Annotated in this window: 14 protein-coding genes and 1 pseudogene; 10 read left to right on the forward strand and 5 right to left on the reverse strand. The window is 72.8% G+C overall.

Annotated elements, in window-relative coordinates; all coding sequences use genetic code 11:
• Nucleotides 1-43 precede the first annotated feature (43 nt).
• The 6 genes and pseudogenes from ACQP2O_RS39560 to ACQP2O_RS39585 all read left to right on the forward strand — a co-directional run.
• Nucleotides 44-1546: a hypothetical protein gene (locus ACQP2O_RS39560; protein WP_433174309.1), complete on the forward strand. Its 1503-nt coding sequence runs from the start codon at nucleotides 44-46 to the stop codon at nucleotides 1544-1546.
• Between the two features lie 83 nt (nucleotides 1547-1629).
• Entirely contained in the window at nucleotides 1630-2430 is an 801-nt protein-coding gene (locus ACQP2O_RS39565; protein WP_433174310.1) for a TetR/AcrR family transcriptional regulator, read from the forward strand.
• Between the two features lie 58 nt (nucleotides 2431-2488).
• The gene (locus tag ACQP2O_RS39570; RefSeq protein WP_433174311.1) at nucleotides 2489-3283 is read left to right on the forward strand and encodes a putative hydro-lyase; all 795 of its coding nucleotides are present in this window, start codon (nucleotides 2489-2491) and stop codon (nucleotides 3281-3283) included.
• Nucleotides 3280-4023, forward strand: a complete 744-nt coding sequence (locus ACQP2O_RS39575) for a LamB/YcsF family protein (protein WP_433174312.1) — start codon at nucleotides 3280-3282, stop codon at nucleotides 4021-4023. The genes ACQP2O_RS39570 and ACQP2O_RS39575 overlap by 4 nt, the downstream gene beginning before the upstream one ends.
• Entirely contained in the window at nucleotides 4020-4826 is an 807-nt protein-coding gene (pxpB, locus tag ACQP2O_RS39580; RefSeq protein ID WP_433174313.1) for a 5-oxoprolinase subunit PxpB, read from the forward strand. Before ACQP2O_RS39575 ends, pxpB begins: the two co-directional genes overlap by 4 nt.
• Nucleotides 4823-5653, forward strand: a pseudogene (locus ACQP2O_RS39585) (biotin-dependent carboxyltransferase family protein); the annotation flags it as partial. The gene pxpB and the pseudogene ACQP2O_RS39585, both read left to right, overlap by 4 nt.
• Nucleotides 5654-5674: 21 nt before the next feature.
• On the opposite strand, the gene ACQP2O_RS39590 reads toward ACQP2O_RS39585, so the two are convergent.
• The gene (locus ACQP2O_RS39590) at nucleotides 5675-6073 is read right to left on the reverse strand and encodes a tautomerase family protein (RefSeq protein WP_433191300.1); all 399 of its coding nucleotides are present in this window, start codon (nucleotides 6071-6073) and stop codon (nucleotides 5675-5677) included.
• A gap of 247 nt (nucleotides 6074-6320) precedes the next feature.
• Between ACQP2O_RS39590 and ACQP2O_RS39595 the strand changes: the two genes are divergently transcribed.
• Genes ACQP2O_RS39595 through ACQP2O_RS39605 form a run of 3 tightly spaced genes read left to right on the forward strand, consistent with a single transcriptional unit; the run spans nucleotide 6321 to nucleotide 10057 of the window.
• Nucleotides 6321-7250 (forward strand): ABC transporter ATP-binding protein, encoded by a 930-nt coding sequence (locus ACQP2O_RS39595; protein ID WP_433174314.1) that lies wholly within the window; start codon nucleotides 6321-6323, stop codon nucleotides 7248-7250.
• Between the two features lies 1 nt (nucleotide 7251).
• Nucleotides 7252-8616 carry an FtsX-like permease family protein gene (locus ACQP2O_RS39600; RefSeq protein ID WP_433174315.1) on the forward strand — a complete coding sequence of 455 codons (1365 nt, stop codon included), beginning with the start codon at nucleotides 7252-7254 and terminating at the stop codon, nucleotides 8614-8616.
• Nucleotides 8609-10057: a sensor histidine kinase gene (locus ACQP2O_RS39605; protein ID WP_433174316.1), complete on the forward strand. Its 1449-nt coding sequence runs from the start codon at nucleotides 8609-8611 to the stop codon at nucleotides 10055-10057. Before ACQP2O_RS39600 ends, ACQP2O_RS39605 begins: the two co-directional genes overlap by 8 nt.
• A 110-nt stretch (nucleotides 10058-10167) precedes the next feature.
• On the opposite strand, the gene ACQP2O_RS39610 is transcribed toward ACQP2O_RS39605, so the two are convergent.
• From ACQP2O_RS39610 to ACQP2O_RS39620, 3 genes are all read right to left on the reverse strand, one after another.
• Nucleotides 10168-10839: a response regulator gene (locus tag ACQP2O_RS39610; protein WP_433174317.1), complete on the reverse strand. Its 672-nt coding sequence runs from the start codon at nucleotides 10837-10839 to the stop codon at nucleotides 10168-10170.
• 249 nt (nucleotides 10840-11088) lie between these two features.
• Entirely contained in the window at nucleotides 11089-11961 is an 873-nt protein-coding gene (locus tag ACQP2O_RS39615; protein ID WP_433174318.1) for an LLM class F420-dependent oxidoreductase, read from the reverse strand.
• Nucleotides 11962-11984: 23 nt separating this feature from the next.
• Nucleotides 11985-12359, reverse strand: a complete 375-nt coding sequence (locus ACQP2O_RS39620) for a nuclear transport factor 2 family protein (protein WP_433174319.1) — start codon at nucleotides 12357-12359, stop codon at nucleotides 11985-11987.
• Between the two features lie 101 nt (nucleotides 12360-12460).
• Here ACQP2O_RS39620 and ACQP2O_RS39625 point away from each other — a divergent pair, with 101 nt between their 5' ends.
• Nucleotides 12461-12952 carry a MarR family winged helix-turn-helix transcriptional regulator gene (locus ACQP2O_RS39625; protein ID WP_433174320.1) on the forward strand — a complete coding sequence of 164 codons (492 nt, stop codon included), beginning with the start codon at nucleotides 12461-12463 and terminating at the stop codon, nucleotides 12950-12952.
• 42 nt (nucleotides 12953-12994) lie between these two features.
• On the opposite strand, the gene ACQP2O_RS39630 is transcribed toward ACQP2O_RS39625, so the two are convergent.
• A complete protein-coding gene (locus ACQP2O_RS39630) occupies nucleotides 12995-13519 on the reverse strand; it encodes a MarR family winged helix-turn-helix transcriptional regulator (protein ID WP_433174322.1) in 525 nt (174 codons plus the stop codon).
• Nucleotides 13520-13602 lie beyond the last annotated feature (83 nt).

Consider the following 13602-nt stretch of genomic DNA (forward strand, 5'->3'; position numbering starts at 1 on the left):
GGTCCCGCCGTGGCACGGACGCGTCCTCCTGTGGGGAGGTCGCATGACCCGGCGCCCCGCGCCGCCGCCGGACGCCGTGTTCGCCGAGATGCTCCGTGCCGCCCGTGAGCTCCTGGCCGTCCGCAGTCCCCTCGACGCCGAGCTGATCGTCAGCGAGATGCTCGGCACCTGGTGGGGCAAGCGCCTCGTCCAGGAGGACGTCGAGAAGCTCATCGGGGAGGCGCTGGTCGAGTACGCCGCGAAGGCGCGCACCCCGGCGGCCCTCGCCCTGCTCACCGGCATCGCGGCCCTGGGCACGCCGCGCCAGGCCGCCAAGGCCGAGGACGCCGCGCTCCCGCTCATGGAGGCGAAGGCCGGGGTCGCCCGGCCCGGCTGGGCCGACCGCGTCGGCATGGTCGTCTCCGAGGAGAGCTACGTCTCCCACGACGTCTACGGCGACCAGGACTCCATCGTCTGCACCTACACGTACGGCGGGGAAGAGCGCCACGCGCTGGTGGTCGTGGTCGACCACAACGAGCGCGGCATGGTGATCGACGCGTGGGTCTCCTCACAGGTGGACAAGCTGCTCGGCTACTGCCGCAAGGAGGCCGAGGAGAACCCCCTGATGCGGTTCGAGCCGATCCCCGCCGCCCAGGCCCGGGCGCGGCTGGAGAGGGCCCTCGCCGTCACGGACGCGACCGAGGATCCGCCGGTCAAGGAGACCTTCGGCAACTACCACGCGTTCGTCCGGGCCCGGGTGCGGGCGCTGCCGCCCGGCGGCCGGCTGGCCCTGCCGCCGGTGTACGGCCACGACCGCCGCGCGACGATGGCGGCGCAGTTCCTCGCCTCCGACGAGGCGGAGGAGCTGTCGGACCGTTCCGCGGCGAGCCGCTGCGTCGACCGCATCATCGACTACGGCTGCGACCACGACTTCGGCCGCCCGCTGCGCGTCAGCCCCATCAAGTGCGAGACGTTCCTGCTGCACTGGCTGCCGCGCAAGGTGATGCTGTCGCCCGAGGAGCAGGAGGCCATGCCGCACGTGCTCGCGGCGTGGGTGCGCTGGGCGAGCAAGCGGACGGGCCTGCCCGAGGAGGGCGTCCGCCAGACCCTCGACAAGGTCTGGGACATCACCGGCAAGTTCGCCAAGGCGTACCGCGACCCGACCACGTTCGGGCTCGACCGGGAGCTCGTCGAGCGGCTGCTGCCGGACGGCGACCTGGAGGCCCTGGCGCGGCGGGCGTTCGCGTTCCCGTTCCTGACGGGCGGCAACGCCGACATCGACCTGACGCGTCTCGACCCGTCGAACGACCACGATCGGCGCCTGCTGCTGACGTTCGAGCACCCGGACGCCGATCCGGCGCACATCGAGGCCCACCTCCGGCTCGCCTCGCGCATCTGGGACGGTGACCCGCCGCACCTGTGGACGGTCGCCCAGCGCCTCCTCGACCGGGGGCACGACCGGCACTCCATCCTCCACCGGTTCATGGCGATCCTGAACGAGACCGACGGCGATCCCCGGGCGCTCCGGGCGGCACTGCTGGCCCTGCGCGACAGCCCCGAGAACTAAAGGGGTCCGGTGGATCCGCCTGCGGCCGCGCGGCGATCCACCGGACACCCCTAGGGTTGACTGATACACGTGCTGGAGAGGTCATGGCCTGGGGCAAACGGATGCCGCCCCGCGGGCGCGCGGAGGCCGCGAGGAGCAAGCCGGGGAAGCGTGACGCCGCCCGCGCCGTAGAGCCGGCCGAGGCGGGACCACATTCGACGACATCCCCCGGAGATACGGCCGCCGAGGGAGAACCGTACCGGCAGGAGCCGGCCCAGGCACGGGGGCGGCAGCGCAAGGAGGCGCTGCTCGACGCGGCCGTCGACCTCCTCGAGGCGGGCGGGTTCGCCCAGGTCACCCACCGCGCCGTGGCCGACCGCGCCACGCTGCCGCTCGCCGCGACCACGTATTACTTCCGCTCCCGCGAGGACCTGCTGACACAGGCGTTCGCCCGGCTGGTGCAGCGCGACATATCGTCCATGCGCGAGCGGCTGCGGCCACTCACCGACACCGATCCGGCCGCGGTCGCCGACGCCGTCGTCAGCGCGCTGGCCCCCGCCTGCGAAGCCGAGCGGAGCCGTCAGCTGGCCCTGTGGGAGCTGTACTTCCAGGTCGGGCGCGAGCCGGCGTTCCGGCCGTTCGCGCGGGCCTGGACCGACGGCTGCCACGAGATCGTCGCCGAGGTGCTGGCGGAGGCCGACTACCCGCACGCCCCGGCGGACGTCGACATCCTCGTCGCGACGATCGAAGGCATGATCGCGCGCGACCTCGTCGAGGCGCGGCCGGACGCGATCCGCTCGATGATCGACACGGTGGCGCGACTGCTCCCCGCCCTCCAGGCGACGGTCCCGGCCGAGTCCGGCGGAGGACCGTCCCCGGTTCCGGCCGACCATCCAGCGCTGTGAAGTGAGACCGATACGGGCGGGCGCGCTGTAAAGGGTGTTCAGCGGGCATGAACCTGCCATGACGACCATGGACCAGCGTGGAATCCTCACCCCCTCCCAGGCTCGCGAGGTTTTCCGCACCGGTGAGACGCCGGTGACCACGAGTGGCTGGTGCCGCGGATACGTTCAGGCGAACCTCCTCGCCGTCCCCCGCGACCTGGCCTTCGACGCGCTGCTGTTCGCGGTGCGCAACCCGCAGGCCTGCCCGATCCTCGAGGTCACTGACCCCGGGGACCCGTACGCCCGCGAGATCGCCGCCGCGGATCTGCGCACCGACCTGCCCGCCTACCGGGTGTACCAGGACGGCGCCCTCGTCGCGGAGGTGCCCGACGCCACCGCGTACTGGCGGGACGACCTCGTCGCCTTCCTGATCGGCTGCAGCTTCACGTTCGAGGCGGCGGTCGCGGCGGCGGGCGTGCCCCTCCGCCACATCGAGCAGGGCCGGAACGTCCCCATGTACGTCACGTCCCGGCCGTGCCGTCCCGCCGGGCGGCTGGCCGGCCCGCTCGTGGTGTCCATGCGCCCGATCCCCGCCGATTTGGTCGACGTCACAATCGAGGTCACCGCCCGCTACCCCGCGATGCACGGCACCCCGGTGCACGTGGGCGACCCGGCCGAGATCGGCATCGCCTCGCTCGCCGTCCCGCAGTTCGGGGACCCGGTCGAACTCGAGCCGGGCGACGTACCGGCCTTCTGGGCGTGCGGCGTCACCCCGCAGGCGGTCGTGATGGCGAGCGCTCCCCCGTTCGCGATCACACACGCGCCGGGCCGGATGCTCATCACCGACCGGTCGGATGAGAGCGTGGCGGGGTGATCGACCTCAACGCCGACCTGGGCGAGGGATTCGGGCCGTGGCGGCTCGGCGACGACCTGGCCCTCATGTCCGTCATCACCAGCGCGAACGTCGCGTGCGGCTTCCACGCCGGAGATCCACTGATCCTCCGCCGTACGTGCGCGGCGGCCGTCGAGCGCGGCGTGGTGATCGGCGCCCAGGTGTCCTACCGGGATCTGGCGGGATTCGGCCGCCGGGAGATGGACGTCGCCGCCGAGGAGCTGACCGCCGAGGTGCTGTACCAGATCGCGGCGCTGGACGGCATCGCCCGCGCGGAGGGCGGCCGGGTGCGGTACGTCAAGCCGCACGGCGCGCTCTACAACCGCATCGTGCGCGACCCAGTGCAGGCCGCGGCGGTGGCCGCCGCCGTCGCGGCGTACGACCCGACGCTGCCCGTGCTGACCCTTCCCGGCTCGGTCCTGCACGAGGTGACCGACCTGACGATCGTCCACGAGTGCTTCGCCGACCGCGCCTACACCCCGGCCGGGACGCTGGTCTCGCGGCGGGAGCCCGGCGCGGTGATCCACGACGCCGAGCGGGTGACGCGGCGGGCGCTGCGGATGGCCGTCGACGGCGTGGTCGAGGCCGTCGACGGCACCGAGGTGCGCATCGACGCCCGGTCGATCTGCGTGCACGGCGACACCCCGGGCGCGGTCGAGCTGGCCCGCTCCGTGCGGGAGGCCCTGGAGAAGGCGGGCGTGACCGTGGAGTCGTTCGCTTGACCGGCGAGAACGGGATCGAGGACGAGCACACGGGCGAGGAGACCCATGGCCCGGGCGAGGAAACCCACGGCGCGGGCGGCGAGGCCCACGGCCCACGCGAGGAGACCGACCGCCTGGGCGACGGGGCCGAGGACGTTCGCCGCGCTGCAGGTGCGATCGGGGACGTCGGCCGCGCGGGGGACGCGATCACGGACGTTCGCCGTGCGGGGGACGCCGCGCTGCTGATCGAGACGGACGCGCCGCACCGGCTGCACGCCGCGGTGCGCGCGCTCGACCGGCCGGAGATCGTGGAGGTCGTCCCCGGCGAGCGGACCCTGCTGGTGACGGCGCGCCCGGGCACGGATCTGGGCCGTCTGGACGGGCTGCTGCGCGGCCTGCCCCTCCCCGAGGCGGCGGAGGCGGGCGGCGAGCCGCTGCGGATCCCCGTCGTGTACGACGGGGAGGACCTGGAGGAGGTCGCCTCGCTCACCGGCCTGTCCCCGGAAGAGGTCGCCGGACGCCATGCCGCAGGCGACTACGTCGTCGCCTACCTCGGCTTCGCCCCCGGATTCGGTTACCTGACCGGGCTCGAGGAGACCCTGCACGTCCCCCGGCGGGAGTCTCCGCGCACGGCCGTCCCGGTCGGCTCGGTGGCCATCGCCGGACCGTACACCGCCGTCTATCCCGCGCGCTCCCCCGGCGGCTGGCGGCTGCTGGGCCGTACGACGCTGCGCTTGTGGGATCCCGACCGCGACCCGCCGTCCCTCCTGCAGCCGGGCACCCGGGTCCGCTTCGAGATCGTCACCGGCGAGGAGGGCGCATGACCGGGGAGGTCGAGGTCGTCCGGCCCGGGCCGCTCGCGACGGTTCAGGATCTCGGCCGCCCCGGCCACGCCCACCTCGGGGTGCCGCACTCCGGCGCGGCGGATCCCGGCAGCCTCCGGCTGGCCAACCGCCTGGTCGGCAACTCGGAGGACGCCGCCGGGCTGGAGCTCACGTTCGGCGGCGCGGCCCTGCGGTTCCACACGGCGGCCTGGATCGCGGTGACCGGCGCGCCGCTGCACGTACGGCCCGGGGGGATGAACGCGCCCTGCCATGTCCCGGCGGGAGGCGTCGTCGAGTTCGGCACGCCGTCCGGCGGCGTCCGCACGTACGTGGCCGTGCGGGGCGGTCTCGACGTCCCGCCGGTGCTGGGCAGCCGGTCGACCGACCTGCTGTCGGGGCTCGGGCCCGCACCGCTCGCCGCCGGCGACCGGCTCGCGGTCGGCCGTACCTCCGGGCCGATCACCGTGGACGTCGCCCCCGGCTACGAGCCGGAGGAGGAACCGGTGCTGCGGATCATCCCCGGACCGCGCGACGACTGGTTCGAGGGCCTCGAACCGCTCCTCCGCGGACCGTACGAGGTCAGCTCGCACAGCAACCGGATCGGGGTCCGCCTGGAGGGGCCGCCGCTCACCCGGCGGCGGGAGGGCGAACTGCCGAGCGAGGGAATGGTCACCGGTGCCCTGCAGGTGCCTCCGAACGGCCTGCCCATCGTCTTCCTCGCCGACCACCCGACCACGGGCGGCTATCCGGTCGCGGCCGTCGTGACGACCGCCGACCTGGGCCGCGCCGGGCAGCTCCGGCCGGGGCAGCGCGTCCGGTTCCGCCTCGTCGCCCGCTCCTTATCCGAGTCACCGGGCAGGCGCATCGTCGACGTACTGCGCCGCGCCGTAGCCGAACGACCAGTCGATCGGCGCGTTCTCGGTCACGGTGATGAAGACGTTCCGCGGCTCGGTGCCCGCGTACTCGTGGGCGAGTTGGGCGATCCGCCGGTACAGCGCCTTCTTCTGTGCGGGCGGGCGTCCCGAGCGCATGGTGATCGCGATGTAGACGACGCCGTCGTCCCGGTGCACACCGAGGTAATCGTCGTAGCGGACTGTGCTGGTGGTCCCATCGTGCCCGACCAGGACCTGGAACCTGTCGTCCGGCGGGGCGCCCATGGTCTCGACCCAGGCGTCGTGCACGGCGCGGCCGAGCGCGTCGAGCCGATCAACGGCGGTCCCCAGTGCGTCGATGCGAACCAATGGCATGTCGGTGGTCCTCACTCTCAGAGCGGCCAAGACCGTACATACTAGTAGGTACAGTCACGCCGGCGACGAGCAGTACGTCGACGTCGTCGGCGATCTGGCCGCGCAGGAAGACGACGTCACCTCGGACGTCGGCGAGGTGGTGTTCAAAACGCCGTTCGGTTCTCGCGGTGGGGTGCGGTTTTCCGTACCCCGAATCTGGATGGCAGCACGATCGTGCCGGGGCCCGTACCGGCACGAGGCTTGGGACATGCCCTCGTCGAACGAGCACGGCCGGCAGGACGCACTCCTCCCGACGCACGACGGCCCCGGACCCGGCGCAACCGTCTCATCGCACCGGCACGACGGCCCCGGACCCGGCGCGGCCGCCTCACCGCATCGGCACGGCGGCCCGCCTCACGCCTCGCCGTACCGGCCGCATGGCGCCGCCTCGTCCCCGGACGACACGGCCGACGATGGCGCGGCTGCTCGCTGCGATGATCTGCACCGCCGGTACGGCAGAGGCGCGAACGTCGTCCATGCCCTCCGTGGCGTCACCGTCGCCTTCGCTCGGGGGACGTTCACGGCCGTGATGGGGCCCTCCGGCTCGGGCAAGACGACGTTGCTTCACTGCCTCGCGGGAATGGACCGGCCGTCCGCCGGCGCGGTCTGGTGGGGGCGGACGGAGGTGTCCCGGCTCCGGGAACGACGCCTGGCGGAGCTGCGCCGCGAAGAGGTCGGTTTCGTGTTCCAGTCGTTCAACCTGATGCCCGCGATGACGGTCGAGCAGAACGTGACGCTGCCGGGACGCCTCGCCGGGCGGCCGCCCGGGCGCGCGGACGTACGGGCGGCGCTGGAGCAGGTGGGGCTCGGCGGGCGCGAGCGGCACCGTCCGGGGCAGCTGTCCGGCGGCCAGCAGCAGCGGGTCGCCATCGCGCGGGCGCTGGTCTCCCGGCCCCGGGTGCTGTTCGCCGACGAGCCGACGGGAGCGCTCGACCGGCACACCAGCGCGGAGATCCTGTCGCTGTTGCGGACCGGCGTCGACGAACGGGGGCAGACCTGCGTCATGGTGACGCACGACCCCGTCGCCGCGGGATACGCCGACCGCGTCCTCGTGCTCGCCGACGGCGTCATCGTCGACGACCTGGAACGCCCGTCGGTGGCGACCGTGTCCGACCGGCTGAGCCGGCTGGGAGGCTGATGTGCTGCGGCTCGCCTTCGGGCAGATCCGGACCCGGCCGGCGACGTTCGCCGGGCTCGCCACGGCCCTGTTCATGGCGGTGACCGCGATCACCCTGTTCGGGTCGCTGATCGCCGCGAGTGTCGTCTCTCCCCCGGCGCGCGCCGGGCAGCCCGGTCTCGTGCTCATCGGGGGCGCGTTCGGGGAGATCGCCATCCTGGTGGCCCTGTTCGTGGTGGCCAATACGCTCGGCTTCGCGGTCCGCCAGCAGCACCGCGAACTGGCGCTGCTGCGCACCGTGGCGGCCACTCCCCGGCAGGTCCGCGGGCTGGTGCGTCGGCAGGTCCTGATCGTGGTGTCCCTCGTCAGCCCGGTCGGCTGGGCGGCCGGGACACTCGGCGCTCACCGTCTCCTCGGTGCGCTGGTGGAACGGGACCTGGTGCCCGTGGGAAGCCGGATCCCGTTCACCCCGGTGCCGGCGGTGGCGGCCTCGGTGATCGCGCTCCTTCTCGGAACGCTGTCCGCCGTGCTCGCCGCCCGCCCGGTCTGCCGTGTGGCACCGGCCGTCGCGCTGGGAGAGAGCGTCGGCGGCGACCGCCGGGTCGGGCCGATCCGTACGCCGGCCGGCCTGCTCGCGCTCGGCGGCGGGGTCGCGTTCTGCCTCTTCGTCGCGCGCCAGCCCCCGGACAAGGCCGGGCAGGGCGCGCTGCTGGCCACACTGGCCCTCATGGCGGCGGTCGCGCTCCTCGGGCCGCTGTTCACCGTGGCCGTCGTCACGGTCCTCGGTCTTCCCATCCGGGCCATCGCGCCTCGGTCCGGCCGGCTCGCCGACGCGAACCTGCGCGGGTACGCCGCCCGGTTGTCGTCGGCGGTGGTCCCGTTGGCCCTGCTGACCGCGCTGGCGTGCGCGTTCCGGTTCATGGGCGATACGGTCGGCGATGCCTCCCGCCACCTCGCAGGAACGGAGATGGCCTCGGTGAACTCCGCCGGCGACACCTGGCTCCGCCAGGTCGAACTGACCCTCCTCGTCTGTTTCGGCGGCGTGTCCACGGTCAACACCCTGGCGGCGCTGACCGCCGCGCGGCGCCGCGAGTTCGCACTGCTGACCCTGATCGGCGCGACCCGCCGACAGGTCACCTCCGTGCTCTGCGCCGAGTGCCTGCTGATCACGGCGGTGGGGACACTCACCGGCACGGCCGTCGCGGTGGCCACCGTGACCTCGTTCAGCGTGACCCTGCCGGGCTCCCCGCTCCCGTCGGTGAACCCGATCGGGTACGGGTCGATCGCCGCGGGTGTGGCGGTACTGGCCGCGCTGGGCATCCTCCTCACCGGGCGACGCGCGACCTCCGGGCCGGCCACGGAGACGGTCGCGGGGCAACGTGGCTGACCTCCCCGGGGACGGCCCCGCCGGACCCGAACGGCCCGTCCGGGCAGACGCACCGACCGAGACCGGAGGACGGCCCTCCGAGCCCGTACGGCACACCACCCCCGGACCTCCCGCCACGCCCGAACGGCAGACCGGACCCGAACCCCCGGCCACGCCCGAAGCGCACGCCGGGCGGGGTGCGGGTCCGGAGGCGGCGCGGCGGGCGGGATGGGTACGGCGGGCCCGACGGTTCACGCCGACCGTACGGGCCGGGGAGGTCGTCTTCGCCGTCGCGGGGCTGCCGGTGGCCGTCGTGGGCGCCGTCTACGTCTTCGCCATGCTGTACGCGGGCACGCTGCTGGCGGTGACCCTCGTCGGGCTTCCGCTCGTCGCGGCCGGTCTGCGGGGCGCCGGGGTGCTCGGTGGGCTGCACCGCCGCGCCGTGACCCGGCTCCTCAGGGAGGACCTCCCGAGTCCGGAGCCGACGCCGCGTTCGCCCGGCGTCCTCGGCTGGATCCGCGCCGGCCTCACCGACCCGGCGGGCTGGCGGGCCCTGCTGTACCTGGTCCTCCGTCTTCCGGCCGGGCTGGTGGCCTTCGTCGCCGTGGCCGTACTGCCGGTGGGCGCGCTCTGGCTGATCGGCTTTCCGCTCCTGGCCCTCACGCTCCCTCCACATGAGCGCCCGGACCCGTGGTGGGTGCCCGTGGCCGGGCTCTTCCTCGGAGTCGTCCTGCTGACGGCCGTTCCCGCCGCCGTCCGCGGAGCCAGCGCGCTGAACCGCCGGCTGGCCCGGCTCCTGCTCGGCCCCACATCCGGGCAACGGCGCCTGCGTGCGCTCGAACGGTCCCGGCACGCGCTGGCCGCCGAGAACACCGAGGCGCTGCGCTCGATCGAACGCGACCTGCACGACGGGACGCAGGCCGAGTTGGTCGCCATCGCCATGACCCTCTCGCTGGCCGACGACGCGCTCGGCGAGCACCCGGATCCGGTGTCGGGCCGGCTGGCCGCTCTCCTCACCCGCGCGCGGGCCCAGACCGACGACGCCATCGCGGGGCTGCGGCGGATCACCCGGGGCATCAATCCGATCCCGCTCGACGCCGGGCTCGGCGCCGCCCTGCCGTCCCTGGCCGGTGGCTGCCCGATCCCGGTCGACCTGCGCCTTGACCTGCGAGAACGACCGGACCCGGCGATCGAGCGCGTGGTGTACTTCTGTGTCGCCGAACTGTTGACCAACGCCGCCAAGCACAGCGGCGCGGACACCGCCGTCGTGGAGGTCGTCGCCGCCCGTGAACGGGTCCGGCTCGTGGTGACCGACGACGGACAGGGCGGCGCGTTCCCGGCCGCCGGGAGTGGGCTGACCGGACTGGGCCGGCGAGTGGAGGCCGTCGGCGGGACCTTCCGGATCACCAGCCCCGACGGCGGTCCCACGACCGTCCTCGCCGACTTGCCGATCACGGTCTGATCAGACCCCGTCCGATCGCGGACGCGGTCCGCCCTGGCCCTCCGCTCGGGGCGTGTCCGGTGGATCTTGTTCGTAGCGAGCGCCGCGCAGCCACACGAAGAGGACACCCCCTAGGGCGATCCGGTCTCCGTCAGGTAGGTGAGCACCGCCTTGACCCGGCGGTTGTCGGTCTCGGTGGGCGGCAGGTCGAATTTCAGGAAGATGGCGGCCGCGTGCTTCTCGACCGCCCGCTCCGTCACGACCAGGCGCTGGGCGATCGACCGGTTGGAATGCCCCTGCGCCATGAGGTCGAGTACCTCGCGCTCCCGCCGGGTGAGCACATCGATGCGGCTCCGCCGAGTGCCCCCCTCCAACAGCCCGGTGACGATCTCCGGGTCGAGCACCGTACCGCCCGTCGCTACCCGGTGCAGGGCGTCGACCAGCTCGGACGTCCGGGCCACCCGTTCCTTGAGCAGGTACCCGACTCCGGCGGCACCGCCCGACAGCAGCCGCGCCGCCAGGACGGCCTCCACGTGCTGGGAGAAGACGAGGATGCCGACCTCCGGCCGGCTCTGCCGCAGTTCCAGGGCGGCGCGGATGCCCTCGTCGGTGTGCGACGGCGGCATCCGGATGTCCACGACGGCGACGTCGGGGCCGTGCTCGGCGACCGCCGCCAGCAGGCCGTCCGGCGTGCCGACCGCGGCGACGACCGAGCACCCTCGCGCCGACAACAGCTCCACCATGCCGTCGCGCAGGACGACCGAGTCCTCGGCCAAGACGACCCGCAGTGAACGTCGCGTCATGGCCGCCATCATGCCGCGTCTCCCAAGAGACTCCGACGGAGCGACCGAACGCCGCGTATCCCGCGATCATCGTCGCGAGATCGTCTTACCCGGGCTCGCGCACCGGGTACGAGTGCGGTTCAGGCGGTCCGTACGCGGTCCGCCGCCTGGGCCGGGCGCGCCACGTACCCGGGCTCGCGGACCAGGTACGAGTGCGGCTCAAGCGGTCCGTACACGGTCCGCCGCCTGGGGACCAGGTACGAGCGCGACTCAGGCCGTCCGTACGCGGTCCGCCGCCTCGGCCAGGCGCGCCACGGCGTCCTCGGTCCAGGGGCCGTTGGTGATCACGACGACGTGGTCGAGGCCGAGCTCGGCGAAGGCCGCGCAGCGTTCGGCGAACCCGTCGGCGGACTCGGTCTCTCCCAAGCGGGCGCTGACCGTCTTCTCGATCTCACCGTAGGGCCTGCCGACGTCCTCGCAGTGCCGCGCAAGGACGCCCAGTTTGTGGCGGATGGTACGCCCGCCGTCGGGAATGTCGAACAGGTTGCAAGCGTCGGCGTGAAGAGCGACCAGCCGCAGGGTCTTCTGCTCGCCCATGCCGCCGATCAGGACCGGCGGGTGCGGGCGCCGCAGCGGCTGCGGGCTGTTGACCGGGCCGCCCAGCCGGAAGTGACGGCCTTCGAAGGGGCTGGTGTCGTTCGCCCACATGCGGGCGGCGATCCGCAGCGTCTCCTCCAGCCGTTCGAACCGTTCGGGCAACGGCGGCAGCGGCAGTCCCATGGCGTCGGCTTCGCCTTGGTGGTGGCCCGTGCCGATGCCCAGCCAGGCCCGGCCGCCCGACAGCACGTCCAGTGTCGTGACGGCCTTGACCAGCAACGCGGGCGGCCGGAAGGTCGCGGCGGTCACCATCGTGCCGAGCCGGACGCGGCGGGTGTGGGCGGCCAGGAAGCCCAGCGTGGTGTAGGCCTCCAGCATCTCGGCGTCCAAGGTGCTGGTCGGGTCGGCCTGGAGCAGGTGGTCGCTCACCCAGACGGTGTCCAGGCCGGTCTGGTCGGCCAGCCGGACGATCCGCTCGAGCTCGGCGCCCAGGCGTTCCGGGCCGTCCGGCCAGGAATAGCGGGTGATGTTGATGCTGACGCGCATGATCCGTCCTTGCCGTATCGCCGTCACGGACCGGCGATCGGGCTCATGTGCAGGCCGGCCAGCAGCCATCGGCCGTCTCGTAGGACGGCGATGTGGGTGATCCGGAAGCGGCCGTCGGCCGGATGCCCTTGGTATTCGGCCTTCTGGGTGTGCCGGCCGACGGCCACGGCGGTGGTGCCGTAGTCGCGGATCTCCACCTCGTCCCAGATCAGGGTGTGGGTGGTGAGGGAGCCGGTGCGGTAACGGTCCAGCCATTCGGGCTTGTGCAGCACGAACCCGGCGGGGCCGACGAGGGTGAAGTCGTCGGTGACCAGCTCCTCGAGCGCGGCGACGTCGGCGTTCTGCTCCGCCTCGGCCCAGCGGCGGCCCAGCTCCAGAACCTGCTTCTGAGTACTCATGATCGAACCCTCCGGTCGGTAGGCTTTCGTCAACTATTAGATATCTAACGGTGAGATGTCAAACGGTTAGGCTTGGTGGGAATCGATTAAGGTGTTCGGCTATGGCTGCCTTCTCCGGGCCCCCCATCGGGCTGGTTCTGTCCCAGACGGCCAAGACGGTCAGTCGGGTCTTCGACGACGCCCTGGCCGCGGCCGGCGGCTCATTGCCGATCTGGCTGATCCTGCTCACGCTCAAGACCCAACGGCCCGCCAACCAGCGCGAACTCGCGAGCGCCGTCGGAATCCAGGGCGCCACCCTGACCCACCACCTCAACGCGATGGAGGCCGACGGTCTCATCACCCGGCAGCGCGACCCTGCCAACCGTCGCATTCACCAGGTCGCCCTGACCGAGCGCGGCGAGCGGCTCTTCCGGAAACTGGCGACCGCCGCGCAGTCCCACGATCAGCGCCTCCGCCAGGGCATTCAGCCCGAGGAGATCGCGGCGCTGCACCGCCTGCTCAACCGGCTCCAGCACAACGTCACCGCCGAGCCAACCGACACCCTCCGACCGGAGGACGCCGCGTCCTGCCCGCCCGAACCGGAGCAGCGCTGAAAGCCGCCACGCCGATCATCCGCCCGCGCCTGGTGCGGACAGTCACCTGATCGACTGGTTGGCGTCAGGCCGATCGGCGCTCTCCGCAGCGACGCCATCGGCGTCCTCACCGCAGCGCGCCTCAATGCGGTCGACCACCTGCCGACTCCACGCATGGATGGCCGCGGCCTGCTCGGGCGTGAGCGTTTCGAAGAAGTATCGGCGGATGTTGTCCGCATGCCCCAGGATGGCGTTCTCCACCGCGCTGCGGCCCTTGGCGGTCAGTCCGATCCCGATCCGACGGCCGGACCGGTTCTCGGTCCGATCCACGAGTTCGCGGTTCTCCATCCGCGTCAGCTGGTGCGCCACGCGGCTTTTCTCCCAGGCGAGTGACTCGGCGAGCTCACCCACGCGCATCTGGCCCTCGGCCGCCCGGTAAAGCGACACGAGCACGCTGAACTCGGCCTTGGAGATGCCGTAGTCGCGCTGCAGATCACGGTCCAGCTCACGGGCCAGGAGACGCTGCGCCTGCATCCAGCTGTTCCAAAGCTCCCACTGCTCGGGTTCCAGGGTGCGGGGCTTCGCCATGGCACGATCGTAACGTCTCGAAGTTGACGCGACAACTTTCCCGTACTTAAAGTTGTCGCGTCAACTTCGAGGCGTGTCCTGTG

This window comes from Actinoallomurus sp. CA-150999, assembly GCF_050942425.1.
In the GTDB taxonomy this organism is placed as follows: Bacteria; Actinomycetota; Actinomycetes; order Streptosporangiales; family Streptosporangiaceae; genus Actinoallomurus.

Excerpts from the sequence above, each read along its gene's own strand:
- ACQP2O_RS39615 (WP_433174318.1), bottom strand. The coding sequence starts at position 11,961 with ATGCGCGTCAGCATCAACATCACCCGCTATTCCTGGCCGGACGGCCCG.
- ACQP2O_RS39630 (WP_433174322.1), bottom strand. The coding sequence starts at position 13,519 with ATGGCGAAGCCCCGCACCCTGGAACCCGAGCAGTGGGAGCTTTGGAAC.
- ACQP2O_RS39620 (WP_433174319.1), bottom strand. The coding sequence starts at position 12,359 with ATGAGTACTCAGAAGCAGGTTCTGGAGCTGGGCCGCCGCTGGGCCGAG.
- ACQP2O_RS39610 (WP_433174317.1), bottom strand. The coding sequence starts at position 10,839 with ATGACGCGACGTTCACTGCGGGTCGTCTTGGCCGAGGACTCGGTCGTC.
- ACQP2O_RS39565 (WP_433174310.1), top strand. The coding sequence starts at position 1,630 with ATGGCCTGGGGCAAACGGATGCCGCCCCGCGGGCGCGCGGAGGCCGCG.
- ACQP2O_RS39595 (WP_433174314.1), top strand. The coding sequence starts at position 6,321 with ATGCCCTCGTCGAACGAGCACGGCCGGCAGGACGCACTCCTCCCGACG.
- ACQP2O_RS39625 (WP_433174320.1), top strand. The coding sequence starts at position 12,461 with ATGGCTGCCTTCTCCGGGCCCCCCATCGGGCTGGTTCTGTCCCAGACG.
- ACQP2O_RS39590 (WP_433191300.1), bottom strand. The coding sequence starts at position 6,073 with ATGCCATTGGTTCGCATCGACGCACTGGGGACCGCCGTTGATCGGCTC.
- ACQP2O_RS39570 (WP_433174311.1), top strand. The coding sequence starts at position 2,489 with ATGACGACCATGGACCAGCGTGGAATCCTCACCCCCTCCCAGGCTCGC.
- ACQP2O_RS39560 (WP_433174309.1), top strand. The coding sequence starts at position 44 with ATGACCCGGCGCCCCGCGCCGCCGCCGGACGCCGTGTTCGCCGAGATG.